This window comes from Burkholderia sp. RF4-BP95 (assembly GCF_001521985.1).
GTDB classification, from domain to species: domain Bacteria; phylum Pseudomonadota; class Gammaproteobacteria; order Burkholderiales; family Burkholderiaceae; genus Burkholderia; species Burkholderia diffusa.
Genome location: NZ_LOSX01000087.1, coordinates 193883 through 218014 on the forward strand (window position 1 = coordinate 193883; position 24132 = coordinate 218014).

The 24132-nt window shown below is 62.9% G+C and carries 22 protein-coding genes; 13 read left to right on the top strand and 9 right to left on the bottom strand.

Annotation, left to right across the window (positions count from 1 at the left end; genetic code table 11):
- The first annotated feature begins 92 nt into the window (after nucleotides 1-92).
- Nucleotides 93-839 (top strand): fumarate/nitrate reduction transcriptional regulator Fnr, encoded by a 747-nt coding sequence (gene fnr / locus WS46_RS29385; protein WP_059447453.1) that lies wholly within the window; start codon nucleotides 93-95, stop codon nucleotides 837-839.
- A gap of 60 nt (nucleotides 840-899) precedes the next feature.
- Here fnr and WS46_RS29390 read toward each other — a convergent pair whose 3' ends face one another.
- Nucleotides 900-1793, bottom strand: coding sequence for a LysR family transcriptional regulator ArgP (locus tag WS46_RS29390; RefSeq protein ID WP_059598694.1), 894 nt, complete (start codon nucleotides 1791-1793; stop codon nucleotides 900-902).
- A 106-nt stretch (nucleotides 1794-1899) separates the two neighbouring features.
- On the opposite strand from WS46_RS29390, the gene WS46_RS29395 reads away from it, so the two are divergent.
- Both WS46_RS29395 and WS46_RS29400 read left to right on the top strand, forming a co-directional pair.
- A complete protein-coding gene (locus WS46_RS29395; RefSeq protein ID WP_059692680.1) occupies nucleotides 1900-2520 on the top strand; it encodes a LysE/ArgO family amino acid transporter in 621 nt (206 codons plus the stop codon).
- 325 nt (nucleotides 2521-2845) lie between these two features.
- Nucleotides 2846-3793: an aldo/keto reductase gene (locus WS46_RS29400; RefSeq protein ID WP_059692683.1), complete on the top strand. Its 948-nt coding sequence runs from the start codon at nucleotides 2846-2848 to the stop codon at nucleotides 3791-3793.
- An 85-nt stretch (nucleotides 3794-3878) separates the two neighbouring features.
- Here WS46_RS29400 and WS46_RS29405 read toward each other — a convergent pair whose 3' ends face one another.
- Nucleotides 3879-5411, bottom strand: a complete 1533-nt coding sequence (locus WS46_RS29405; protein ID WP_257130070.1) for a fatty acid desaturase family protein — start codon at nucleotides 5409-5411, stop codon at nucleotides 3879-3881.
- A gap of 182 nt (nucleotides 5412-5593) precedes the next feature.
- Here WS46_RS29405 and WS46_RS29410 point away from each other — a divergent pair, with 182 nt between their 5' ends.
- The gene (locus tag WS46_RS29410; protein WP_257127770.1) at nucleotides 5594-6157 is read left to right on the top strand and encodes a hypothetical protein; all 564 of its coding nucleotides are present in this window, start codon (nucleotides 5594-5596) and stop codon (nucleotides 6155-6157) included.
- Complete coding sequence (locus WS46_RS29415; RefSeq protein ID WP_257130071.1) at nucleotides 6150-7268, top strand: hypothetical protein; 1119 nt, start codon at nucleotides 6150-6152, stop codon at nucleotides 7266-7268. The genes WS46_RS29410 and WS46_RS29415 overlap by 8 nt, the downstream gene beginning before the upstream one ends.
- On the opposite strand, the gene WS46_RS34690 is transcribed toward WS46_RS29415, so the two are convergent.
- A complete protein-coding gene (locus tag WS46_RS34690; RefSeq protein ID WP_257130072.1) occupies nucleotides 7256-8011 on the bottom strand; it encodes a hypothetical protein in 756 nt (251 codons plus the stop codon). The genes WS46_RS29415 and WS46_RS34690 overlap by 13 nt on opposite strands.
- A gap of 161 nt (nucleotides 8012-8172) precedes the next feature.
- Nucleotides 8173-9159 carry a metal-dependent hydrolase gene (locus WS46_RS29425; protein WP_257130073.1) on the bottom strand — a complete coding sequence of 329 codons (987 nt, stop codon included), beginning with the start codon at nucleotides 9157-9159 and terminating at the stop codon, nucleotides 8173-8175.
- 11 nt (nucleotides 9160-9170) lie between these two features.
- On the opposite strand from WS46_RS29425, the gene WS46_RS29430 reads away from it, so the two are divergent.
- From WS46_RS29430 to WS46_RS29440, 3 genes are read left to right on the top strand one after another with little or no spacing between them, the layout of a single operon-like run.
- Complete coding sequence (locus tag WS46_RS29430; protein WP_059692693.1) at nucleotides 9171-10106, top strand: fatty acid desaturase; 936 nt, start codon at nucleotides 9171-9173, stop codon at nucleotides 10104-10106.
- Nucleotides 10107-10119: 13 nt separating this feature from the next.
- Complete coding sequence (locus WS46_RS29435) at nucleotides 10120-11700, top strand: GH3 auxin-responsive promoter family protein (RefSeq protein ID WP_059692695.1); 1581 nt, start codon at nucleotides 10120-10122, stop codon at nucleotides 11698-11700.
- A gap of 41 nt (nucleotides 11701-11741) precedes the next feature.
- Nucleotides 11742-12815, top strand: coding sequence for an aromatic ring-hydroxylating dioxygenase subunit alpha (locus tag WS46_RS29440; protein ID WP_059692736.1), 1074 nt, complete (start codon nucleotides 11742-11744; stop codon nucleotides 12813-12815).
- A gap of 71 nt (nucleotides 12816-12886) precedes the next feature.
- Here the strand turns inward: WS46_RS29440 and WS46_RS29445 are convergent, their stop codons facing one another.
- From WS46_RS29445 to WS46_RS29460, 4 genes are read right to left on the bottom strand one after another with little or no spacing between them, the layout of a single operon-like run.
- Nucleotides 12887-13147, bottom strand: a complete 261-nt coding sequence (locus WS46_RS29445) for a PAAR domain-containing protein (protein ID WP_059692698.1) — start codon at nucleotides 13145-13147, stop codon at nucleotides 12887-12889.
- A gap of 19 nt (nucleotides 13148-13166) precedes the next feature.
- Nucleotides 13167-14786, bottom strand: a complete 1620-nt coding sequence (locus tag WS46_RS29450) for a DUF2875 family protein (RefSeq protein WP_082725419.1) — start codon at nucleotides 14784-14786, stop codon at nucleotides 13167-13169.
- A 14-nt stretch (nucleotides 14787-14800) separates the two neighbouring features.
- The gene (locus WS46_RS29455) at nucleotides 14801-16975 is read right to left on the bottom strand and encodes a DUF3274 domain-containing protein (protein WP_059692704.1); all 2175 of its coding nucleotides are present in this window, start codon (nucleotides 16973-16975) and stop codon (nucleotides 14801-14803) included.
- A gap of 11 nt (nucleotides 16976-16986) precedes the next feature.
- Nucleotides 16987-19770, bottom strand: coding sequence for a type VI secretion system Vgr family protein (locus WS46_RS29460; RefSeq protein ID WP_059692706.1), 2784 nt, complete (start codon nucleotides 19768-19770; stop codon nucleotides 16987-16989).
- Nucleotides 19771-20188: 418 nt separating this feature from the next.
- Between WS46_RS29460 and WS46_RS29465 the strand changes: the two genes are divergently transcribed.
- From WS46_RS29465 to WS46_RS29475, 3 genes are all read left to right on the top strand, one after another.
- Nucleotides 20189-20899, top strand: a complete 711-nt coding sequence (locus tag WS46_RS29465) for a PadR family transcriptional regulator (protein WP_059692738.1) — start codon at nucleotides 20189-20191, stop codon at nucleotides 20897-20899.
- 37 nt (nucleotides 20900-20936) lie between these two features.
- Entirely contained in the window at nucleotides 20937-21758 is an 822-nt protein-coding gene (locus WS46_RS29470; protein ID WP_059692709.1) for a siderophore-interacting protein, read from the top strand.
- A 119-nt stretch (nucleotides 21759-21877) separates the two neighbouring features.
- The gene (locus WS46_RS29475) at nucleotides 21878-22102 is read left to right on the top strand and encodes a hypothetical protein (RefSeq protein WP_059533537.1); all 225 of its coding nucleotides are present in this window, start codon (nucleotides 21878-21880) and stop codon (nucleotides 22100-22102) included.
- Between the two features lie 26 nt (nucleotides 22103-22128).
- Here the strand turns inward: WS46_RS29475 and WS46_RS29480 are convergent, their stop codons facing one another.
- Nucleotides 22129-22710: an undecaprenyl-diphosphatase gene (locus WS46_RS29480; RefSeq protein WP_059692712.1), complete on the bottom strand. Its 582-nt coding sequence runs from the start codon at nucleotides 22708-22710 to the stop codon at nucleotides 22129-22131.
- A gap of 456 nt (nucleotides 22711-23166) precedes the next feature.
- On the opposite strand from WS46_RS29480, the gene WS46_RS29485 reads away from it, so the two are divergent.
- Nucleotides 23167-23907, top strand: coding sequence for an acetoacetate decarboxylase (locus WS46_RS29485; RefSeq protein WP_006485181.1), 741 nt, complete (start codon nucleotides 23167-23169; stop codon nucleotides 23905-23907).
- Between the two features lie 52 nt (nucleotides 23908-23959).
- The coding region (locus WS46_RS29490) for an SDR family NAD(P)-dependent oxidoreductase (RefSeq protein ID WP_156441434.1) at nucleotides 23960-24132 on the top strand (173 nt) is incomplete at its 3' end.

Consider the following 24132-nt stretch of genomic DNA (forward strand, 5'->3'; position numbering starts at 1 on the left):
CATGTGCGCACGGTCGCGACGTTTTGTCACCCGACAGCGGCAACTTGCGGTGGGACAATGATTCGGTCGATTCAATGCCGGAGTAAACGATCATGTTGACGCCCGTCGCCACACGTCCCGCCGCCTCGTCCCATGCAGGCAACTGGGCTCCCCGCCAGGCACCGCACTGCTCGTCGTGCGCAATGCGGCACCTGTGCATGCCGCAGGGCCTCGCACCCGAAGCGCTCAGCCGCCTCGAATCAGTCATCTGCGCGGCGCGTCCGGTCAAGCGCGGCGAAGCGCTGTTCCGCGAAGGCGACACCTTCGACAACCTGTACGCCGTGCGCTCGGGTTCGCTGAAAACCGTCGCCACGCGCCACGACGGACGCGAGCAGGTCACCGGCCTCCACCTCGCGGGCGAAGCGCTCGGCCTCGACGGCATCTGCGACGACACGCACCCGCGCACCGCGGTTGCGCTGGAAGACAGCTCGGTCTGCGTGATTCCGTACAGCGCGCTCAAGTCGCTGTGCTCGGAAGCCGGCACGATGCAGCTGCGCATGCACAAGCTGATGAGCGAGCAGATCGTGCGCGAAACGTCGCAAACCATGCTGCTCGGCTCGTTGAACGCCGAAGAGCGCGTCGCCGCGTTCCTGCTCGACGTGTCGTCGCGTTACCTGAAGCGCGGCTACTCGCCGTCGGAATTCAACCTGCGGATGACGCGCGAAGACATCGGCAGCTACCTCGGCATGACGCTCGAAACGGTCAGCCGCACGCTGTCGAAGTTCCAGAAGCGCGGCCTGATCGAAATGCACGGCCGCCTCGTACAGATCGTCGACTTCGACGGCCTGCACCACGTCTGACCCCGCGCGACGCGTATCCTGCGCGCCGCCGCTCGCCACCGTCCGCCGCGCCCGCTTCGATCAGTCGAGAAACAGCGCGGCGCGCGCCTTCAGCGCCGCGCTGAAATCGTCGAGCCAGCCGATCGACAAACGCCAGCTCTGCCAGTACAGGTCGATATCGACGGTCCGCCCGCGCGACATGTCGACCAGTTCGCCCGCCGCCAGTTGGCGATCGACCATCCGGTCCGGGCACATTCCCCATCCCAGCCCCGTTTCGCATGCACGCAGGTAGCCCGCGACGTGCGGGATCCAGTGTTGCGGTGGATCGAGGTCCGCGCGCGTCACGCGCCGGATGAAGCGCGCCTGCAAACCGTCCTTCGGATTGAACATCACGCACGGCGCACGACGTAGCGCATCGCGCGTGATGCCCGCGCCGAAATAGCGGTCGTAAAACGCCGGCGAACACACCGCGCGATAGCGGATGCGCCCCAGCCGCGTCGACCGGCATCCCTGGATCGGCTCGGCCTGCGCGGTCACCGCGCCCTGCACGCTGCCGTCGCGAATGCGCGCGGCCGTGTAGTCCTGGTCGTCGATCACGAGGTCGAGCAAGGTCTCGCGCTCGGTGCAGAACGGCCCGACCGCATCGATGAACCAGGTCGCGACGCTGTCGTCGTTGACGGCCACGCGCAACATCGGCCATGCGCTTGCGATTTGGCCGGGCAATGCCGGCATCCGGCCACCCAGTTCGGCCTCGAGCAACTGCACGCGCTCCGTATGCCGGCACAGCAACGCGCCCGACGTCGTCGCGACGCACGGCTGCCCGCGCTTGACGAGCACGCTGCCGACGCGCTCCTCCAACAGTTTCACGCGCTGCGATACCGCCGATGGCGTGACGTTCAGCTCCCTGGCCGCCCGTTCGAACGAGCCATGCCGGATCACCGCCGCGAGAGCGTCGAGCAATGCGTAGTCGAGCATTAGATTTCCTTAATCGGCATTAGATGAATTAGCTTCTCTTATGATCCGGCTGACCGCAGACTAGCGCCAACCGATTCACCCGTCTACTGCTCCATCACTTCCCATCATGAACTGGATCGCTTTTTCCCACGGCGCCGCCCTGTGCGGGTCGCTCATCGTGACCATCGGTGCGCAGAACGCGTTCGTGCTCCGGCAAGGCATCATGCGCTCGCATGTCGGCAAGATCGTGCTGCTGTGCGCGCTGTCCGACATGATCCTGATCGGCGCGGGCGTCGGCGGCGCATCGGTTCTCGTCGAGCGCTATCCGACCTTCGTCCACATCGTGCTGTACGTCGGCCTCGCATATCTCGCGTGGTTCGGCATCAACGCGCTGCGTCGCGCGTTCAAGCCGGGACACGAAACGCTCGACTTGCGCGGCGATGCCGTCGCGCCGCCGACGCAGAGCGCGGTCGCGATCGTGCTGATGACGCTCGCGTTCACGTGGCTCAACCCGCACGTGTATCTCGATACGTTCCTGCTGATCGGCACGGCCGGCGCGCGCGAGCCGGAAGGCTCGCGGCTTGCGTTCGCGATCGGCGCGATGGCGGTCAGCGTCATGTGGTTCCTCGGGCTCGGATACGGCGCGCGGCTGCTTGCGCCGTGGTTCCGCAAGGCCGTCGCGTGGCGCGTGCTGGATGGTGCAATCGGCAGCATGGTGCTGTTTCTGGCGGCCGTGCAGTTGCGGTAACGGATTGAAGCGCCGATCGATCGCGGGCGGCAACTTTGCCGCCCGTTTTTCGTTCCGCTCCGTCGAAGTGGTGCGATACGCCGGATCTCCGCCTGCCTCTCCCCGGATGCCTCAAGATTCAGTTCCGGATCGAACGCCGCCGCACGGATCATCCATCTGCCGGACGGACAATCCGCCGTCCGCTGCACGATTCCGCCCGATCAGCGAGAATGTTCCGGTGTCCGCGACAACGGCGAAAGCGCTTCGCCCGTTCGCCTTCCCGTCGCATTCATCCCGGCCAATCCTGTCGTCTCATCCCGTCACCCCTCAGATTCCGGAGAGCAACATGGCACTACGCACCCTCGGCACGTCGGATATCCAGGTTTCCCCGCTCGCCTTCGGCGGCAACGTCTTTGGCTGGACCGTCGACGAGAACGCATCGTTCGAACTGCTCGACGCGCTCGCCGACACCGGCATCAACTTCATCGACACGGCCGACGTCTATTCGGCCTGGGTGCCCGGCAACAGCGGCGGCGAATCGGAAACGATCATCGGCAAGTGGCTCAAGCGTTCCGGCAAGCGCGATCAGGTCGTGATCGCGACCAAGGTCGGCCTGCTCGCGGCGCGCGCCGGCCTGACGAAGGACAACATCCTGAAGGCCGCCGACGATTCGCTGCGCCGCCTGCAGACCGACTACATCGACCTGTATTTCTCGCACCGCGATCTCGCCGACACGGCACCGCTCGACGAAACGCTCTCCGCTTACCAGACGCTGATCGACGCGGGCAAGGTGCGCATCATCGGCGCGTCGAACTACAGCGGCGCACGCCTGCGCGAAGCCGCCGACGTCAGCAAGCGCAACGGCCTGCCCGCGTATCAGGTGATCCAGCCGGAATACAACCTGATCGACCGCGCCGAGTACGAGCGCGATCTCGAACCGGTCGTGCGCGACCTGAAACTGGGCGTCGTCAACTACTACGCGCTCGCGAGCGGCTTTCTGTCGGGCAAGTACCGCAGCGAAGCCGACCTGAAGAAAAGCGTGCGCGGCGATCGCGTCGCCCGTTATCTCGATGCGCGCGGCCTGCGCATTCTCGCGGCGCTCGACGACGTATCGGCGAAGCACGGCACGCAACCGGCCGCGATCGCGCTCGCATGGCAGATCGCGCGGCCGACGATCACCGCACCGATCGCGAGTGCGACGTCGCTCGGGCAGCTCGCATTGCTCGGAGAGGCGATCCGCGTGCGACTCGACGAGGAAGACATTCGCAAGATCGACGCAGCGAGCGCGGTCTGAGGTTGCGGGCAACGGGCCTGCGGCTCGAAGCGCCGACTCACAATGAACCGTCGCCGACTTCATGCGCGAGGCCGCCCGGGCAACGTCACTGCATCGTGGCCGAGCCTTTTCCCTCTTTTGCTACCCGGACTGGACTCGATGCGCCGGACCAGAGCAAAGCCGGCAGTTGCCGCGACGACAGAACCGGCTCGTCCGCAGCACGTAATCCGGGCAAACGATGCCACGCCACGCCGGGTTCGCGGTGATGCTGTTGGTGATAGTTGATGTGGTACGGCCAGATAAGGAAGCGCCCCAGTAACCCAACGCGCCACGAGTAAGTCCAGTCGTGCCAGCCTGCCGTGACGCCCGGGCCACCGCTGTGTTCCGCCATGCTGCGGATCTTCTGCAGCAGTGCCCCGATCGTCACGAGAGGAACGAACCAGAGCGCTGCCAGGGTCAGCAGTTCGCGCGCCGTGCATCCATGGACCAGCGGCGCCAGCAAAATGCCCCAGATCACCATCGCCGAAAGCCCCGAGCGTGACATGGTCGCACCTCGCCTGTTCGCCCGCCGGTAGGCGCGCATGTTTTTCACCATGTTGACGACGAGCAGATCGCCGAGCAATTGCCGGATGAGCGGGAGCGTGTCGAGCGGCCCGAACTTCCATGGCTGCGCGTGATACAGATAATTCCGCTCGGGATCCTGCGAAGTCCCGACGTGACGATGATGGGCGAGATGCAGCGGTCGATAGAATTCGACCGGCACGAGTCCCGGTACGCCGATTGCGACGTTGATCAGAAAGTCGTTCGCGAAACGGCGGCGCGTCAAATGATAGTGCGTCGCGTCGTGATACAGGATGAATAGCGCGTGTTGTCGGGTCGCGACAACGACGGCCGCGACGAGGTAGCCTGCCCAGTGCGCAGCCGACAACGCCACTCGCAGCGTGACGATGATGCAGAGCCATTCGAGCAGCAATGCCCCCGCCGTACGCAAGTCAACGTCGAGACGAACGAGCACGGCCGTCGCACCGCCCACGCCAATGCCGAGCGCGACTCCGGTGAGCATGTCCGCGACCAGATGCTGCCCCGTCGTCAGGACCGTGAACGCCAACACTGCGCTCCACGCAGCGTAATAGCACGCGGCACGAACGCGTAGCGCCGTCAGCACCACCGTGATCGCCACCGGCAGCGCAACATGCCCGCATGGACTCGCGGCGAGCGGCGTGTCGATCCGGTACAGCCATGCGAGCCATCCTGTCGCGGCCGGCGGACGAACGACCGCGGTCGGCCAGAACAGATGACTGACGAGGCACAGGCCTGCGGCAAGTGCACCTGCGAAAAAGGCGGGCAACAGCCAGGCACGGCGCCGACCGAACCAGACGATCGACGGCATCACGAGCGCGTAGCTCAAATAAAGCGGCACGCTGGCGGGCACGCGCGGTACAAGTGCATCGTACCGCCCCGGCCGCAACAGCACGACGGGCGCCATCGGTGCGTGCGTGACCCAGAAGTACAGTACGCCCGACACGGCCACGTAGACTGCGAGCCACCGCCACGCATCGAACGCTGACGGTACGCTGGAAACGGAAACGGAAGGTATGGCGCGCATGGGAAAAAAGGGAGCGGCTCGATCGCGTATCATGATAAATCGTTTCAGCTTGCATGAATAACGACGCTATGCCGCTTCGAGCCAGTTCCATCACGCGTGCGCAACTGCGCGACGTCGACGTTGCAGATATGTATGCGCTCTACTCGACCTGCTACCGGGATACGGAACGGGCACGCTTCGAGCACGATCTCGACGACAAGACACATTGCGTCATCATGCGCGACGACACGGGTGCACTGCGCGGCTTCTCTACGCTGAAACTCTACGAACAGCAGTGGCGCGGCACGACGCTGCGCATCCTGTTTTCCGGCGATACGATCGTGGATCCCGCGTGCTGGGGCAGCCAGCAACTCGCATTTTGCTGGATCCGGCTCGCCGGTGAACTCAAGCGCCACGCGCCCGATCTGGCGCTCTACTGGTTTCTCATCTGCAAGGGTCATCGAACGTACCGCTACCTGCGCGCGTTCGCGCACGACTTCATCCCCCGATTCGATCGGCCTGCTGAACCTGCGAGTCAGGCGTTGCTCGACCATCTGGCTGTCGAGCGCTTCGGGCACGCATACGACACCGCGTCCGGCGTGCTCGACTTTGTGGTGCCGCAAGGCCGCCTCACCACCGCCCTGGCCGATGTTCCGGACATGCACCGGAGACTGCCGGACGTCGCTTATTTTCTCGAACGTAATCCCGACTACGCGCGCGGCAACGAGCTCGTCTGCCTGTGCGAACTGACGCCGGAAAACCTTCGGCCGATGGCAAGGCGGATCTTCACCGGTGAATGAGCCGATGACGCGGATCCGTCCAGCCACTGCGGTCGACAACGAGCGACTCTTGGCGTTTCAAACGCGCTACGCGATGCGCGGCGACATGCCGCTTCGTTTCGATCGCTCACCGGATTACTTCGCGCTGCATCGGTGTCATTCGAACGACTATCGAACCTGGCTCGCGGAGGACAGCGCCGGTCGCGTCAAGGGGATGGCCAGCATGGTCGTTCGCGACGGCTACCTCGCCGGCGAGAAACAGCGCATCGCTTACCTCGGTGACTTACGCATCGCACCCGATCGTGAACTGGCGCGCACGTGGGTCGACTATGTCGTCGATCGCCTCGCCGATCTTGCCCGGAACGAAGATGTGCTACATACGTACTGCTGTGTTATTCGCGACAACCGGATCGCAACGCAATCGCTATTCAGGACAGGCAAGCGGACCCAGCTCGGATTTCGACATTGGCGCGGCTACAGTAACGTATCGATCTACGCGCGGCGTATTGCTGCGCGGTGCGCCGGCTCCGTCAGGATCACGGGCGCGTCAGCCACCGATGCCGACGCGCTCTGCGCATTCCTGGACCACGAGTCGCGCTTCCAACCTTTCGGTTGCGTCTTTACTGCGGACGAATTCGCGCGCCGCCTGAGCACCTGGCCCGACTTCGGGATCGAGCGCTTTCTGGTCGCACGCGACACGCACGGTCGTATCGTGGGCTGCGTGGCCCCGTGGGATGCGGGACGTATCAAGCGCATCGTCCTGGAACGTTTGCCGCGCTCACTCGGTGCGCTGCGTTACAGCTTCAACGCTATCGCGCCGTTGCTCGGTCGCCCCACGATCGCAGCACCCGGCCAGCCGCTTCGTGACATTTACCTGACTCATCTGCATGTGAGCGGACGCGACCCGGCCATCGCGCATGCGCTGCTCGATGCGGTCTGGCAACGAGAGCGGAGCCGCTACGCCTTGCTGCAGCTTTGCTTGTACGATCACGATCCGCTATGGCCCGCGCTGCACGGCTATCGGTACACCGCACTGCCGATGGATCTATACACGCTATCCACACCCGGCGCGTGCGCACTCGATCCGGGCGGTACCGAAGCGATCCCGGGATTCGAGATCTATCTCGTCTGACCGCTCGCGACCGCTGCCACTCGCGTCTCGTTCAGGAGCGTGACGAGTGCAAGCCAAAACCGCCCCGCATCGAAACCGGCGCCGCCAAGTACAGGCTGGCCATGGTCGAGATGCGGCACACACACTTGCGGCATGCCGCGTATCGTCTGATGGTCGAGATAGAATTGTCCGTCATGCGCGCAACCAGGACGGTAGCGGTCGAGGCGTGCGTGATGTGCGTCGAATCGGGACGTGCGTTCTATCGACCAGCTCACGACATGCATACAGTGCAGGCCATTGGGCAATACGGACAACAGATTCGCGATATCCGCGTCGCGCCCGCTGCCGATATCGCGCGAGCCGGCATGCAGCCAGCGTGTGCGCAGCAGTCTCCCGGCGGCTCGACCCAACCATGCTGGATCGATAGGCGCCCCTCGTTGCCCGAGCAGGCCGTCGACGATCGCACTCGGGCCGACGGGCGGCTGAACGAGTGCGATACCGTCGCAGCGAGCACGAAGCCCTGAATCCGCACGCAGCGCCGCCAATGCATCGAGGCCGCCCTTGCTATGGGCGAGGACGATGAAGCGGCGGTCATCAGGCAGGCGCGCATACAGGTCGCGCACGATATGCGCCCCCTGCTCGGCAACCCCGCGCGACGAGCGGACCGGTACACGCAGGATCGGGTGCCGCGCGGCACGCAACGCGCTCGCAGCATGCCGGAAGCAGGCAGGAATCCACTCGGAATAAAGTCCAGCAATCAGCACGATTACGGTATCCGGAGATGCGTGAGCGCCACGCGCGTGCCAACAGTCGATGAAGCGCCCGGTCCAGTCGAGTGCCGCAGGCGCCGGTTCGAACGGCGTCGATGGGTAGTGTTGCCGCCACTCGTCGAAACCGGACGGCGACCACGCCGGGCACCGCGCTCTCATGCCGGCTCCGTCGTCACGCCATCGGCAGCGAGCGCCGCGCGGGCGGCAGCCAGCGTGGCCGGATTCCCGATTCGGGCCGGGTGAAAACGCGGCGAGAACCATGCCAGCCATGCAGGCAGCACGCGGGTAACAATGCCCGGCGCACCGAACAGCCACCAGCCAAGCTGTGCCCAGCTTCGCCAATTGCCGACGTCGCGGTCGGCATGCGCAAGACGGATGATGAAATAACCCAGATCGACGATGAAGCATGCCGTGACGCCGAGCATCGCCGCCGTCCGCATGAAATAGCGCTTGATCGCGCTGCCGCCGCAGGCGCGAAATACATCGAACGCGACGGCCTTGTGTTCGGTTTCCTCGATCGCATGCCACCGCCAGATCGCGGCCATCGACGGGTCGACACCGTCGAGAATGGCCGGATCGCGCAGCAGCAGATCGGCCAGAATGGCCGTGTAGTGCTCAAGGCATGCGGTGAAGGTCAGTTGAAGTAGCGGTGACGCGACACGCCGGCACTGCTGCTGCCGTTTCCGCATGAGCGCCTCAAGTGCGTCGACCGGCATGCCCTGGCGAGCCAGGCGCCGGTTATACGCGCGATGCTCGCGGATGTGTGCGGCTTCCTGGTACAGGAAAGCATCCACTTGAGTGGCGAGTGTGCCGTCGGCCGGCAGCGCGTCGCGGTACTGCCTCACGCTGTCGACGAAAAACTTCTCGCCAAGCGGAAACATGATCGAGAACGCGTCGAAAAAGCGCGTCACGCGGCGTTTATCGCGATACCAATAGCGCGGAATGTGGTCGGCAAAGCGAAAACGCGGATTGCGCCGACGGATGTCTGCTGCGTCGTTGCGGCGTTCATGCATTGAATCGTCGGTTCGTTTGGCGGACATGGTCATGGCCGATCGTGGCGTAACGCACAGAGTCAGCGCAGGCGGGCGTATTGTTCGATGATGGCGATCGAAGGTATGCTCTGCGTCGCCGCCACCATCCATGTCCGAATTGTATGTTCGTTGCCAATGCAAGCGCCATAGATAATCGTTCGCGACGTTTCGATCGGCTGAATCTCTGCGTGCTCGCGCTGCAGAGCGTTGCATGGGCCGGTATCCTGACGTGGCTGTCGCACGGGACGAACCCCTTGCGCTGGGTATCGCTCGTACCGTTCTGCCTGATCATGCAAGGTGTATTTTCGATGATGCACGAGACTTTTCACGGTTTCGGGCATCGGCGCGGGAGAGTCAACTACTTGATGATGTGGTGGGCATCGACGATGTTCGGCGCGGCGGCAACGCTGATCCACGTGAATCATCTCGGTCACCACGTACGCAATCGAACGCCTGCGGAGCGGGTGGACTTCGTCGAGCCGGACACTTCGCTGTGGCGCAAGCGAATCGAATACTACGCGGCGATCGTCGGCGGCATCTGGTTCGCGAGTTTCGCGGGCAGCTTCATGCTGACCGTGCTACCAAGCCGCATCCCGTATGGCTGGGCGAAGTACGGACACGACAACACGTATGCGGCTGCGTTCAAAGACTTCGACCGGGCCGAATTTCGACGAATTCGATACGAGACCCTGGCAGGCGTGGCCGCATGGATTGCACTGGGTGCATTGCTCGACTGGCACGTACTCGACATCGCGCTTGCCTACGTCGCATTCGCGTTTTCGTGGTCGTCGCTCCAGTGGGTGTATCACATGCACACGCCGCTCGACGTCATCGAGGGTACATACAACATGCGTGCCCCCGCACTGATCCGCTGGGCGTTCCTCAACTTCAACTACAACCTGACGCATCACCGGCATCCGAGCCTGCGCTGGCAGGAGCTTCATGCATGCTCCGACGCGGCGGAGACGCGACCGCTATGGTACGGTTGGCTGCATGTGTTCGAGGCGCCCCGGCGCTTGCCCAGCGATCTGACACAGCTAGAAAAGACCTATTTCTGATGAGAGGACGCACGTGCGTGCACAGAATGCGTGGGCGACGTTTGCCGCTGCTGCAGAACCCTACCGCCGCGCTTGGCTGACCGCACTCGATGCGCCGGGCGACGCGCAGGCGGCCTATCTGTCACGCTTGCTCGCCGCGAATCGGAACACGGCGTTCGGCACTGCCAACGGGTTTGCCGAAATCGCAGATCCGGCACAATTTCGCGAGCGCGTGCCGGCGGCGCCCTACGCCGACATGTCCCGATGGATAGATCGTGCACTCCAGGATTCCGCTCCGATCCTGACCGCGCAAGCGCCGCGTTTCTTTGAGCGCACGAGTGGCAGCAGCGAGCAGCAGAAGCTCATTCCCTACACGCAGGCTTTTCTCGAGGAATTGCAGTTCGCGCTGATCGTCTGGCTCTCCGATCTGCACCGCGCCGTGCCCGGCGTCGCGGCCGGGCGTGCGTACTGGTCGATGTCGCCTCCAATGCAAGCGCGCGAACGCGCTCCCAACGGCATCATGATCGGATCAGAAAGCGATCTCGATTATCTCGCCGACAGCCCGCTCGTCGATCTGTTGCCGACGCTCGTCGCACCGTCGCTGTCGAGTGATGACAGGACGTGGCGCAACGAAACGTTGCGCGCGCTGATCGCTGCCGATGATCTGGCCTTCATCAGCGTATGGAGCCCGACCTTCTTGACCAGTCTGCTTCGCCCGCTGTTCGACCACGCCGAACCGCAACGCCGCGATACGCTTGCCTTTCTGTTCGATTCGCTGCCGTCGCACCGTACGGCAGCGCTGCGGCGTGCACTTGACGATGGCCACTGCGATCGGTTGTGGCCACAACTCGCCGCAGTGAGTTGCTGGATGGACGGTCCAAGCAAGCGGTTCGCGGCACATGCCCGCACCTTGTTTCCGCACGCTGCGTGGCTTCCGAAAGGCCTGTTCTCCACCGAGGCGGTGATCAGCGTGCCGTTCGGCGACTCGGCCGGCTGCCCCCTCGCCGTCTGCAGCCACTTCCTGGAGTTCCTGCTCGACGACGGAACCGCGATAGGCGTGGAAGAATTGAAGCCGGGCGATACGGTCGAGGTCGTCGTGACGACCGGAGGCGGTCTGTACCGCTATCGGCTCGGCGATCGAGTCCGTATAACCGGATATGCGGGACGAACGCCGTGCGTGGCCTTCGTCGGACGGGCTGGCACGCAAAGCGATCTGGTTGGTGAAAAGCTGGACGAAGCCTATCTGGCTGCGTCGCTTTCCGAGGTGCTGCAACCGGGCGATGAAGGTTGCGTGATTCCGTGCGCGCACGCGGATCCGCCACATTACATGCTGCTACTTGCAACCGGTACGCACGACGTCGCCATCTTGCGCGACGCTCTGGAAGAGTCCCTCGCCCGCGCTTTTCACTACCGGCACGCGCGCACGGTCGGCCAGCTTGGCCCGTTGCGCGCGGTTCGCATGCCCGGGGGCGCCGCCCAACTGGCGGATCTCGTCCAACGCGCCCACGAGCGTGCCGGCATCCGGGCTGGCGATGTAAAACCCCGCGCACTGGTAGCCAAGCCCGCCGTGGTGGACGCACTCCGCGCATTCATCGAGGACGCGTGCTCATGTTGAACATATCGATCGCATCAACGCATCCCTCTTGCGACGAATCCGTGCCGGATTTCGATGGCGAAGCTTTCGGCGCGCTCGTCGAGCAATGGTACGTCGCGTGCACCGAAGTCGAGGTCAAGCGGGACAAACCGTTCAGCACGCGCGTACTCGGCCTCGGCATCGTGCTATTCCGGGCGGCCGAGGGCGAGATCGTCGCGCTCGTCGATCAATGCGTGCATCGCGGCACCCGCTTGTCGGCCGGGAAGGTCATCGACGGTTGCCTCGTCTGTCCGTATCACGGCTGGCATTACGACCAGCACGGCAGCGTCACCCGAATTCCCAGCATCGACGGCGCGAGCGCCGCACCGACCGCTACGACCTATCCGTATCGTCAGCGCAGGTTGCCGGTGCAGACTCGGCACGGTCTCGTCTGGGTCTACCGCGGACGAGGCGATCCAGCGCTGAAGCAGCCGTTCAACATGCCACACCACGGCGAGCGGCCGTGGCAGTCGTATTACATGGTCAATACGTTCGATGGCGATCTCGGCGCGTTGGTCGAGAACTTCATGGACGTCCCGCATACGGTGTTCGTGCACGACCGGATCTTCCGCTCGTCCACTGGACGGCGACTACGGGCGACCGTTGAACTCACGCGACAGAGCGTCGAGGTCACGTATCACGATGACAGCGACAAGATCGGTATGCTGGACTGGCTGACCAATCCGGCCAGGGAACCGCTTCGGCATACCGATCATTTTTATGCACCGAACGTCACGCGGTGCGACTATCACTGGGGCAGCCGCTCGAGTTTTCTGATCATCAGTCAGATCACGCCGCTCGACACGCGTCGATCGCGCGTCTATACGTACATCGCCTATCGCTTTGCTTTGCCGGCCGCGGTGCTGCGCGCGCTGAAACCGTTACTGCATCTCTATACGCATTCCGTGATCCAGCAAGACGTGCGAATCATGCGTGCGCACCGCGAGGGACTCGACAACGCCGCAGGCTTCACCCCGTCGAGCGTGCGTGCCGACGTGGTTCATATCGCGATCGGCCGGTTGTTGGCCGCGGCGCAGCGTGGCGAACCGTTGCCCGATGCGCAATGCGGCACGAGACCGATGGAATTCGTGATCTGAGCACCGCCGGTGCGATCGGACGCGGACCGCGCAGACCGAGCGGCGCACCGCCCACGTGCCCCGTCTTTCCGTTAGCCGCCGGTCTGATCCTGGCTCGCGATCAGGCGCGCTCCGCATGCCAGCAAGTCGCCGTCGCAGGCGGCGACCTGCCCGTCGAACCGGGCGTGGCCCGACACCGTCGCAATGAAGGTCAGGCCGTGAATCGCGCAAATCGCGGGATCGTGCAAGCGCGCAATCGCGCGTCCGTTGATTCGCGAGTTCGGCGCCCCGGACACAACGCGTCCGCCGTGGCTGTGCAAATCGCCTTCGATGATGTATCGCTTTTGACCCATGACGTGTTGATCCGGTCCGTCAAAAATCCCAGCTGAACGTCTGCGGATGCGCCTGCCGCGACGCCGCGTCCGGCGGTGTCAACATGACGATCGTGGCGTGCAGCGGATCCCGCATGTTGATCAGAGCGCTCGTCTTCCCGTCGCCATAACCCATCATCAGCGCCAGCGCGGTCTGGACCCAGATCGAGCTCGTTCCAGTATCGCCGCCGATACGGCGCTGCATGTCGAAGGCGTCTTTCGGATCGTCAATGTCGATATGCTGCGGGTTGTCGTGCAGCGACTGCACCAGCAATGCGAGATCGGCGGTCGAGGCACCGGTATCGTAAAACATTCGTCCCGGTTGCTCGCCGGGCGCAAGCGTGCCCACTGCCTGCTGCCAGCCGGCGCGGATCTTTTCGATTCGCTCGCCCTTCTTCAACGGCGCCCCGTGCCCATTGCTAAGGTCAACCCGGACTGGCCGATGCAGATTGGCCAGGACCGGCCATCTGTCGTACTCCTTCAACTGCCACGTGGTCCAGGGAATGGGCACCCACGGGTTCGGCTTGAAGCCGTTCGGCATCTTTGGCGACGCGGTGTTCCAGAACTCGGGGAGCTTCGCCTGCCAATAATCCACCGGCATCTCCTTTTCACCCTTCTTCCAGTGGGCTTTCTGAAGCTGCCAAAAATAATTCCAGAGCTTGATCACGTCATAGCGCGTTTGGGTGTTGTCAATTGCCTCTGGTGCATCCACCACATATGGGCGAATTTGTCGGTCAACGCGATCCTTTCTCGTCACGAGCAATGCAACGTAACTGTCCGGATGCTTTGGTACGAAATTTCCATCTTTCGTGGACAAACCCAGATAATCGGCACCCGGAGTACCCAAATAGGATCGCGTATTGATTCCATCCTCAACCAGCAATACCACTGCCGGCAAGTCCGGCTCTCGGTCAAAAATATCAAACGCTCTGGAGACAACATCATCCCCGTTCGCAGTATGTATTTCATCGAGTCTCGTATAAAGGGTATTACCAATCCCCGCTCCGTTATCCGCGCTACTGATATGGGTTGCCATCCGGTCCGCATCCGGATCATTCTCGTTTCGCGGCGGCCCGGCAACTATCACGGGAATCGGCCAATAATCGACCCATCCGCGCAATGTATAGCCGAAAACGTTGTTTTCGCGCTTATGTCCCGCAAAGCTTCGATCACTACTCGACCACGGATATTGTTTGGGATCCTGCAGGAGCAACGTTCCATTGGCCCCCGCCTCGTCCAGCCGCATCAATAGCGCACGCTGGCGAAACCGGTCAACGGCGACGCCAAAGCGTCGTATCTCCAATGTGAACCGTGCATCGCGCGATCCCTCCCCGGCAACGACAGCCTCATTTGCGCTGGAGGGACGAGCGGCGGCCAGCGTGTCTCGAGACGCCGAGTCTCTACGCAACGAGGCACCATAGGCAATACTGACGCCTGCCGCCAGCAGTAGCGGCGGCAAGATCAACAGCGACAAGCGTCGATACATTGCAATATTTCCTCCCAAAAACCCCTCCTTTCCAACAACAAATTCGAAGACTGCGATCCATAAGAGCGTCAGGATCGCAAGTGCAAGTAGAAATATTCGTGCAGCTGGTGGTCGCGTGACGTTTGTCGTAATCATGGTGCATCGATTTGTCATTGTATCGATCGTGCCTCTTTTACATCTTCACTATTTCGGCTTTTCCTGGTTTCGCTGACCACACCGTAGGGAAAATCCTTGGGCACGATATCATCTTCCGGAAAAACTCCACTTTCGTAATAGCTGCAATTTGCTTTTACTATGCTGGATGTTACGGAGTCGAGTTTTTTCCCGAGTTTCCTCTCGGCTTTTACTATATCGCTCTCCGGAAGTCTCCAATCAGCAATAGCCCGCAGGAGTTTTGCCCAGTCCGGATCGTCAAGCACACGTGCCTGACCGACCGACACATCAAACGCGGTCGCACAGCGGTGATTTCTACGACCGCTCATGACCGCCGAGTGATATGAGCTTTCTCCCAGATGCGTATTCATCAGCCGCACCTTCGCCTCGTTGAGCGTCTCCTGCCGATAGACGACGATGTGCCCGGGCGACGGCGGTACCGTCGACACGACCCGGCCTACCTTGCACTGATCGTCGGGATCCTTGCCCGCATTCAACGACGCCGCCACCTCCGCGGAGGTCGGTAGCGTCCCATCCTCGCTTGTTGGCCAGTCGATGGTTTGCGCGGGCAATTGCTGCAACGCACCTTCGCCACTGTTCGTGCTCAATGCAATTTCCGCTTCGAGCTGGTCGATGGATTGTTTGCCGGGCGCATACTCGCCAGCACTTTTTTCCGAGAGCGGCTTTGCCTCCGTTCCAGGCAACACATTGCCTTCCATTTCGGGATCGAACGGTGGGGTCAATGCTTCGCCATTGATATTGCGCTCGGTACCGACGCCGATCTGCGTCGATTTCACCCATGTCGTGAAACCGCCGGGCAAGCCATGGGATGTTTCGCCCTTTTCTCGCATCGTAAATTTTCCGGGCGGCGTACCAACCTGAACCGGCTTGCCCTGCCGCAGACGCCGGGTAAAGACACGCTGCCGGAAAGCCGCCGACAGCAGATTGATTTTCTCGAGCTTGCTTCCCCGCTGCGCTGCACGCACGTCGATTGAGTCGGGCAAGCCCGAGCACCCCATGCCATTGACGCCACGCAGACCGACGGTCGCATCCTCCGGGCTGAAGTACATATACACTTTGCCGCGATTGTCGCGCTCGGCGAACACGACGCATTCGTTGCCTTGCAACCCGCTCAGGCGCGTCGCCTGCGCAGGATCCCAAGTTGGGCCGACGATGCCAAAATTGTCCCGTCCTGGCTCGTACTTCAATTGATCGAGTGGCGGCGTCGGATATTTACCGCCCGCCACGTGCCCAGCCAGGTTTGCCAGGGTCTTTGCACGCGCGTAGGTCGTCTGCTGCTGGTCCCCGCGTTGCAGCAGCCGATCCATGAACTCCTCGCTCAGGCTGTAGGGCGAGTCGATCAGCACCAGCGTGTCGGCAGGCCGATCGGCCGGGCCACATTGGTTTGGAATCAGCCCCTCGACGAGATAGGCCTGGGCGAGCAGCGATATCAGCGTGCCCTGACTGTGCGCAATGATGTTGACTGTCCCGTCCGGATCGATAAGGCGAATTTGCCGCACCAACGCCGCGAGCCGTCGAGCTGCCAGCAACATGTAATGCCGATTTTCCGCCTCACGAAGCGGGTGCGTCGGATCGCCCTGCATCCGGTCGAGAATTTTCGTCGTCAATCCCCCTTTGAAATTCGAGTCGAACATGTCGGGGATGTTGTTGGTCGCATTGGCGAAGAAGCCGCCGTTGCGCGCGCGGTGCTCATCGAGGCGGTTACCGAACCGGTCGACATACTGGCCGTTGACGGTCTCCTTATTGGGGTCCCGGGGCAAATCCTCCTTCCCCACGCGCAACCCCCAATAAAACGGAATCAACGGGCTTTTTGTCTCTTCGCTTTCCTGCCGACGATAGATGACGTCGTCCATGTTCTTCATCATGTCGGCGACGCTCACCTTGCTCGGGTCGTTCGCCATGCGGCCATGCGAGTACTCGGCGCCCTTGAAATCAGTGCGACCGAGGCGGTCGTTCAATCCCTCGCACAGTCCGCCTTCGACCGTGCCGAAATCCGTTCCGAGGTCATTCACGCCATGGATCAGAATCGTCGTGCACGGAAAGCGATTTTGTACGTCGGTATTGACGAACGCATCCTGCGGCCGGTTGCAATTGAGAATCGCCTGACGTTCGCCGACGATCCGGGCCGACGAGGTTGTGGTATCGGACATGGTCGCCTGCCTTAAACGTCGAAAACCTGGATGTGTGCAATGTGCATCGCGTCACTCGATGCCAGTTCCGTCAGCCCGTGTGCGTCCGAGACCCCGTTGATAACCTGGCCGTTGCGCAGCGTGATCTTGTATGGACGGTTCGGTACGGGATGCGTACCGTCATCGCCGTCGGTGCCGGGATACCGCAAGCGGAACTTCTGATCGGCTCCGCCGCGATTGAACGCCGGCGGCGCAACGTGGTCCGTGTTCGGACCGACGAAATCATGCCCCGCCGTGTGCGCGGTGAACGCACCGTCGGAACCGACCTCGACGCCGCCACCGACTTTCACGTAGCTTCCGTCTTCCGCGACGAGCCGGATCGACTTGCCCGAGATCAACACCTCGTCGCCGACCGACATGATCTGTATTCCCTTCTGCGCGGTCGCCGCAAGTGTATCCTTCTGCGCCTGCAAGACAACGGGGCCTTCACCGGCAATCGCACGGACGCCTTCTCCGCGCCCGAACAGGTGGATGCCCTGGCCACCCGTTGTGATCACGCGCTGACCGCCCACGAATTGCAGGTTCTGCCGCGCGATCTGATCGATGTTCTCGCCGGCGTACGTCACGTAAGTCTTCGGGGTGATATTGAGCGCACCCGCCTTTGCGCCGAATGCCATCAGCGCCTGAGAGTCGCCTGCGTCGGCGTTCGGCGCACGATCGTCGCCTGCAGCGCGGCCGCCCGGCGTCCATCCCTTGAAGGCGGTCACGACAGCTTGCTGTCCCGTTGCATCGGTTGCCGTGCCGCCATGCTGTCCCGCGTAATCTCCCAACGCCTTGAACAACTCCGCGCATTCTCCGAGCAACTCAACGAGTTCATCACGATCAAGCTGTCCGCCGCTCGCCTGTGTACGCGCGTATGTCGTCAGCAGCATCCCTTGCGCCGCGCGCAGCGCAGCTGCCGCGTCCGTGCGCAATTCGGCGCCTTGGCCGCGGTCTGCACCCTGTCCGTTGTCGCGTGGTTGCGTCAGGTAGCCTAGATTCAGCTGGCTATGCGCATGCTCCGATGCAAGCTGCGCGCTGATTTGCTGCGGTGTGTCGTCAAGACGAAGCTGGTTGTAGCGCTGCCCCTTGATTTCCTTCGTCTTGATACCGGAGAGAAAGCGGTTGCCCGGCAAATTGCCCGTATGAGTGAAGCTCGCCGGCATGTTCGCGCCGTTTGCCAGCACGCCGATGATGACCAGCCGGTCCGGATCCCCGCCGAGACTCCCGAGCAGAACTTCGGTGCCCACCCGCGGCAAGAAAGTCTCTCCGAAATTCGGCCCGGCCAGACTGGAGGCCACGCGGATCGGTGCGCTGTCGCTCTCATTGCTGTTCGTTCCTGCGCCCTGCGCATGCGCATGATCGCGGGAATCCTGACCGAGAATCTGCACGAACACGCAGCCATTCTCGTCGCAACTGACTTCTTCTCCATCGGCACCGACCACACGTCCGGTAATCAATGGCGTCGGCGGAAGATCGGTCTTCGGATCGTACAGCGGCGTGAGCGGCGTGCCGCGCGGCACGCACGAGAATGCATTCTCGTAGCGCGTATCCTGCCCGGACAAATCGCCATCGGTCATCGTTCGCGGCCGTTGCAGCGTATGGCTGGCCGCGAACAGCGCCTTCGCACGCTCGTTCAACCCCTTGGGCAGATTGTTCCAGAGTTCGTGGTGCAGCGACGTGATCACGAATTGTTGCTTGTCGGAAGGGAGCATGCCCCATTCGTCGTCGCCGGCGATCGTGATCCATGATCCGACGGTGAGGTCGCGAATGCCGCTGATACCGTCGTATCGAACCGCTTGCGCTTCGTGAGCCAGAATGCGGTCTTCCGTCATCCGCTCGTGGTCGGCCCACGAATCCGCCATATGCGGGACGTCGATCACGATGTCCGTCAGCAATTTCGCGAGATCGTTGCCCGATTCACCCTGGTCGATCTTCGTCGATGCGCTCGACAGGTCCACGCGGGCGTAGCGATAGTCCCACGAAGGTCGAACCGATTCTCCCGATATCAGTTGCTGGCGCATGGTCAGCGCGGTGATGGTGTCTCGCTGTTCCGTACCGGCGTCACGCGGATGAACGCGCACCGTACCCGCAGAGGACTCGCTCAGTTTCTGCGAGTCATCGCAGAACACCAGCGTATGCACGGGCGGATCGCCATCCCTTGTATCGCCGGTGACCCGCCCGGCGCGCACAAACATGGTGATGCCATCGCGGCGCGCGATCCGGGAGACAAAGCGCGCGTCAGATTCGTTGACCTGCCGTACGAAGGATCGACTTGGATAGCGAGATCTGTCCAGTTGCGACACATCGAACTCGAACGCCTGCGCGAGGGCCACACTGCGCTCTCGCCATTCGTTCAGGACGATGCCGAGTACATCGACGACACTCACGTTACGGAAGATGCGAGAGTTGGTGCGCTTGTCCAGCAGCTTCACCGCGTCGGACACGGTGAACTGGTAAACCGTCAGCTCCCCGTCGGTTCGCCCGATCTGCACGGCGCTGACGATCGCATTGATCGCGTGCAGCTGGCCGCGATCCGTAACGACACCAACCGAAACCGGTGCGCCGATGAAAAGCTTCGGAGACAGGTCGCCTTGTTGCGAAATGCAGGTCAGATAACCGTTGATGCCAGTCATCATGCTTTCGTGGATGCTCGCGTGCTGCAACGCGATTTTCGACTCCAGCGCGTGCTGCGCTTTACCCCAATTCAGCACGACGGGCCGCCGATTCGCATCGATTCCCGATACGAAATTGCGAAACGACTCTCGGATGTTCACGGCGGTCTCTCAGTTTGATTCGTTATGGGCCGCCGAATGGTGCTGTTCTATATAGGGCTAGCGGCTTCGCGCGAGTTTATCAAAGTGTCACAAGAAAATAACAATGTCGTGCATCGATTGGCAATTTTTCACATTATTCGACGAAAGATACTAAATCCCGCCGCGCCATGATGGCCGACGCGATGAGCGTGTCACGGTCTCTTCGTTTCCCGAAATATCACTTACCGAAAAACTGCGCATCCTACGCCGGCGCCGAAATCACGAACAAGCACGTCCGGTCCGCCACGTCGATCCGGGTGCCTTGTCGCAGCATAGATTCTCGACCGCCGCGGCCTCTCCATCCCCAATATTTGTCCCTTGACACCCTATCTTTCGATATATATCTTTCGATATGTTTTACGACATACAGGACACAATCATGCGACACAACTCCTCCCGCGGCCATGCCCGATGCGACGGTCATGGTGCGCATGCCGGCCCTGGCTGGTACGCCAGCATCTGGCAAGCAATCGGCCGGCATCGGCGCGGCCACGATCCATTCGGCGGCGGCCCGTTCGGTGGCCGTGGCGGACGCGGCGGCTTTGGCGATTTCGGTGACGACGGCATGCCGCGCGGCCGCCAGTTCAGCTCCGACGATCTCCAGTTGCTGCTGCTCGCGCTGGTCGCCGAGCAACCGAGCCACGGTTACGAACTGATCAAGGCGCTCGACACGCGCTCGAACGGTTTCTATAGCCCGAGCCCCGGCATGGTGTATCCGGCGCTCACGTATCTCGAGGAAGTCGGCTTCGTCGCCTCGCAGGCGGAAGGCAACCGCAAGCGCTATGCGCTGACCGACGCCGGCCGCGCGCACCTCGATGCGCAGCGCGAACGCGTCGACACCTTGTTCGCACGTCTCACGCACCTCGCGCGCAAGATGGAATTCATGCGCCGCGCGTTCGCCGGCGAATCGGCAGGCGGCGAAGCGCGGGACGAAGCGCAGCCCGGCTGGCTGCCCGAGTTCGTCGAGGCCCGCCTCGCGCTGAAGCGGGCGCTGCTCCACAAGAGCGCCGCCGACGCCGACGAACAACGGCGCATCGCCGCAATCATGCGCCGCGCGACGGCCGAAATCGAAGGAGGCACCGGCGCGTGATCCGCGCCGCCCGTCAAAACCCAAGGAGAACGGATTGATGCAGAACCCATCCGGACGCGCCGTCACCCGCGTGCGCCATACGCTCAAGTTCCGCCTGCTGCAGGTCGTGCGCGTGCACGCAGTGACGCCGCACCTGCTGCGCGTCACCCTGGGCTGCCCCGACCTCGCGGATTTCGAATCGTCGTCGTTCGACGATCACGTGAAGGTGTTTTTCCCGCCGCCCGGCGCCGACCGGCCCACGATGCCGACGCTCGGCGCGAATGGCCCCGAATTTCCCGAAGGCCAACCGAAGCCGGTCGCGCGCGATTTCACGCCGCGCCGCTTCGACCGCGCCGCCTGCGAACTCGATCTGGAATTCGTGCTGAACCATCCGGGCCCCGCATCGCAATGGGCGGCGCAGGCACGCGTCGGCCAGTGGCTCGGCATCGGCGGTCCGCGCGGTTCGTTCGTGGTCCCGATCGATTTCGACTGGCACCTGCTGATCGGCGACGATACGGCGCTGCCCGCGGTCGCGCGGCGTCTCGAGCAATTGCCGGCCGGTGCGCGCGCGGCGGTCGTGCTGGAAGTCGCGGATCGTACCGCGCAAATCGCGTTCGACACGCGCGCCGACGTGCATGAAATCTGGCGCTTTCGCGCCGAAGCCGACGCGGCAGACGGCGACGTGCTGCTGAATGCGGTGCGCGAGCTGCCGCTGCCGTCCTCCGGCGACGGTTACGTGTGGGCGGCAGGGGAAGCGCAGTCGATGCGCGCGGTGCGGCAGCACCTGACCGGCGAGCGCGGCGTCGACAAGTCGCGCATCCGCGCGGCGGCATACTGGAAGCGCGGCGCGGCGGCCGTGCACGAAACGCTGGAAGACTGACGCGAACGGGTGCCCGCGCTGCGGCGGGCTTGGCATCGGCGGGGCGGCTGGTATATATCTATGTCTGCGACGCCGCTGTCGGGCGACAGCCGCCGCAGCCCGCCCAGGAGCGCCCGGTCATGACAAAAGAAAGCCACGCTTCGCCTTTCCTTCGCAACCTGAAGATCGCCGGCTATTGCGGCCTGGCGGCCGTCGTGCTCGCGCTGTTCGTTGCGATGTGCGCGATCCTGAAGGAAAGCGCACTCGAACGTGACGCCGCACAGCACCCGGGCGAGACGCCCGAACTGCACGAAGCGGGCGGCGGCCCGTCCGCTTCGGCTGAAGCGGCCAAGACGCCCGGTTGACGGCGTCCGGCCCCTGGTTCTCCCGCTCAGGGCGCGCGCTCGCGCCCCATCATCACCGCGTGCACGACGTCGCCGATCCGTTCGAGCAGCTCGACGATGCGTTGTCCGTACAGATGCGCGGCCAGCGCGCCGGCCGTCCCGACCAGCACGCCACCGGCCATGTCGAACGGCCAGTGCACGCCCGCATACACACGCCCCCATGCAATCACGACGGCCATCGCGGCCATCACGAACCCGGTCAGCCGCGTGCTGCCGGCGAGCATCATGCCGACCGCAAGACTCCACGCGAACGTCATGTGATCGCTCGGAAACGAGCTGTCCGGCGCATGCGGAATCAGTTGCGTGCCGACGCCGACCATGAACGGCCGCGGCGAAAACCAGAAATGCCCGATCACCTGCGCGAGCGCCAGCGCCACGCACGTGCCGACGCCGGCTTCGATCGCCTGGCGGCGCGTCGGGCGCTCGCCGAAGATCCAGGTCAGCAGCAGCATCGCGGGCAGCGCATAGACGAGCCAGTCGGCGGCGAAGATCGCGACGCGAGCAGCACCGGGGTGCGACACGGCGCCGGCATTGACGGCGGAAAACAGGGTGAGATTGAGGTTCTGCATGAATGCGGTTGCGTGGGGGCGTAACGATTGGACCGGGCGTGCCGGTCGGTTGGAACGATGCTAGTGCTCACTCGCTTAAGCAATGCTTAATGCGTCGGACGGCCGGGGATAAGAACCGGGCGCGTGCGTCGCGCGCGAACGCACTTAGAGCCTGCACTGCAACACAAGTTCACGCAATTGTCACATTCCCGCGCGACCGTCTCCTGTAAAAGCTCACCAACCATCCCGTAAAGGCTCACCTTTTTCACATCGTGGCGTCATCGACGCCTGAGAATATCGGACCGCCCCATGCGCTCCATGCCGTTCGCACCGTTCGCCTCAATATTTGCGTTGCAAATAATTCGAAATCGGCAACAATTAATTCCAGATGCGGCATCGCACAACGGCAACGCACAGGCATAGGATTACGGGCTTACGAGCACTCATCCACGAAGCGATCAACAACAAGGAGTCCGCATGAAACCCAGCGATGTCCGATCGAAAGCGTTTGCGATGCCGTTGACCAGCCCCGCCTTTCCGATGGGCCCGTACCGTTTCGTCGATCGTGAGTTTCTGATCATCACGTATCGCACCGATCCGGACCGTCTGCGTGAAATCGTGCCCGAGCCGCTGCAGGTCACCGAGCCGCTCGTCCATTACGAATTCATCCGCATGGCGGATTCGACCGGCTTCGGCGACTACACGGAAAGCGGCCAGGTCATCCCCGTCGAGTACAACGGCCAGGCCGGCGGCTATACGCTCGCGATGTATCTCGACGATCACCCGCCGATCGCCGGCGGCCGCGAACTGTGGGGTTTCCCGAAGAAACTCGCGTCGCCCACGCTGCACGTGAACACCGATCACATCCTGGGCACGCTCGACTACGGCAAGGTGCGCGTCGCGACCGGCACGATGGGCTACAAGCACAAGGAACTCGACATCGACGAGCAGACGAAGCGCCTCGCCGGCCCGAACTTCCTGCTCAAGATCATCCCGCACGTCGACGGCACCGCACGCGTATGCGAACTGGTGCGCTACTACATGCAGGACATCAAGATGAAGGGCGCGTGGACGGGCCCTGCCTCGCTCGAACTGGCGCCGCACGCACTTGCGCCGGTGGCCGACCTGCCGGTGCTCGAGATCGTCGAAGCGCGCCACCTCGTCGCGGATTTGACACTCGGCCTCGGCGAAGTCGTCTACGATTACCTGGCTCAGTAACACGTCCGCAGTCCTTTCTCCCTGTAAAACCTTTCACCACGGGAAATTCGAAATGAGCAACCTGAATGGCAAGACCGCAGTCGTCACGGGCGCCGCAAGCGGCATCGGCAAGGAAATCGCACTGGAGCTCGCGAAGGCGGGCGCCGCGGTCGCGATCGCCGACCTGAACCAGGACGGCGCAAACGCGGTTGCCGACGAGATCAACAAGGCAGGCGGCAAGGCGAT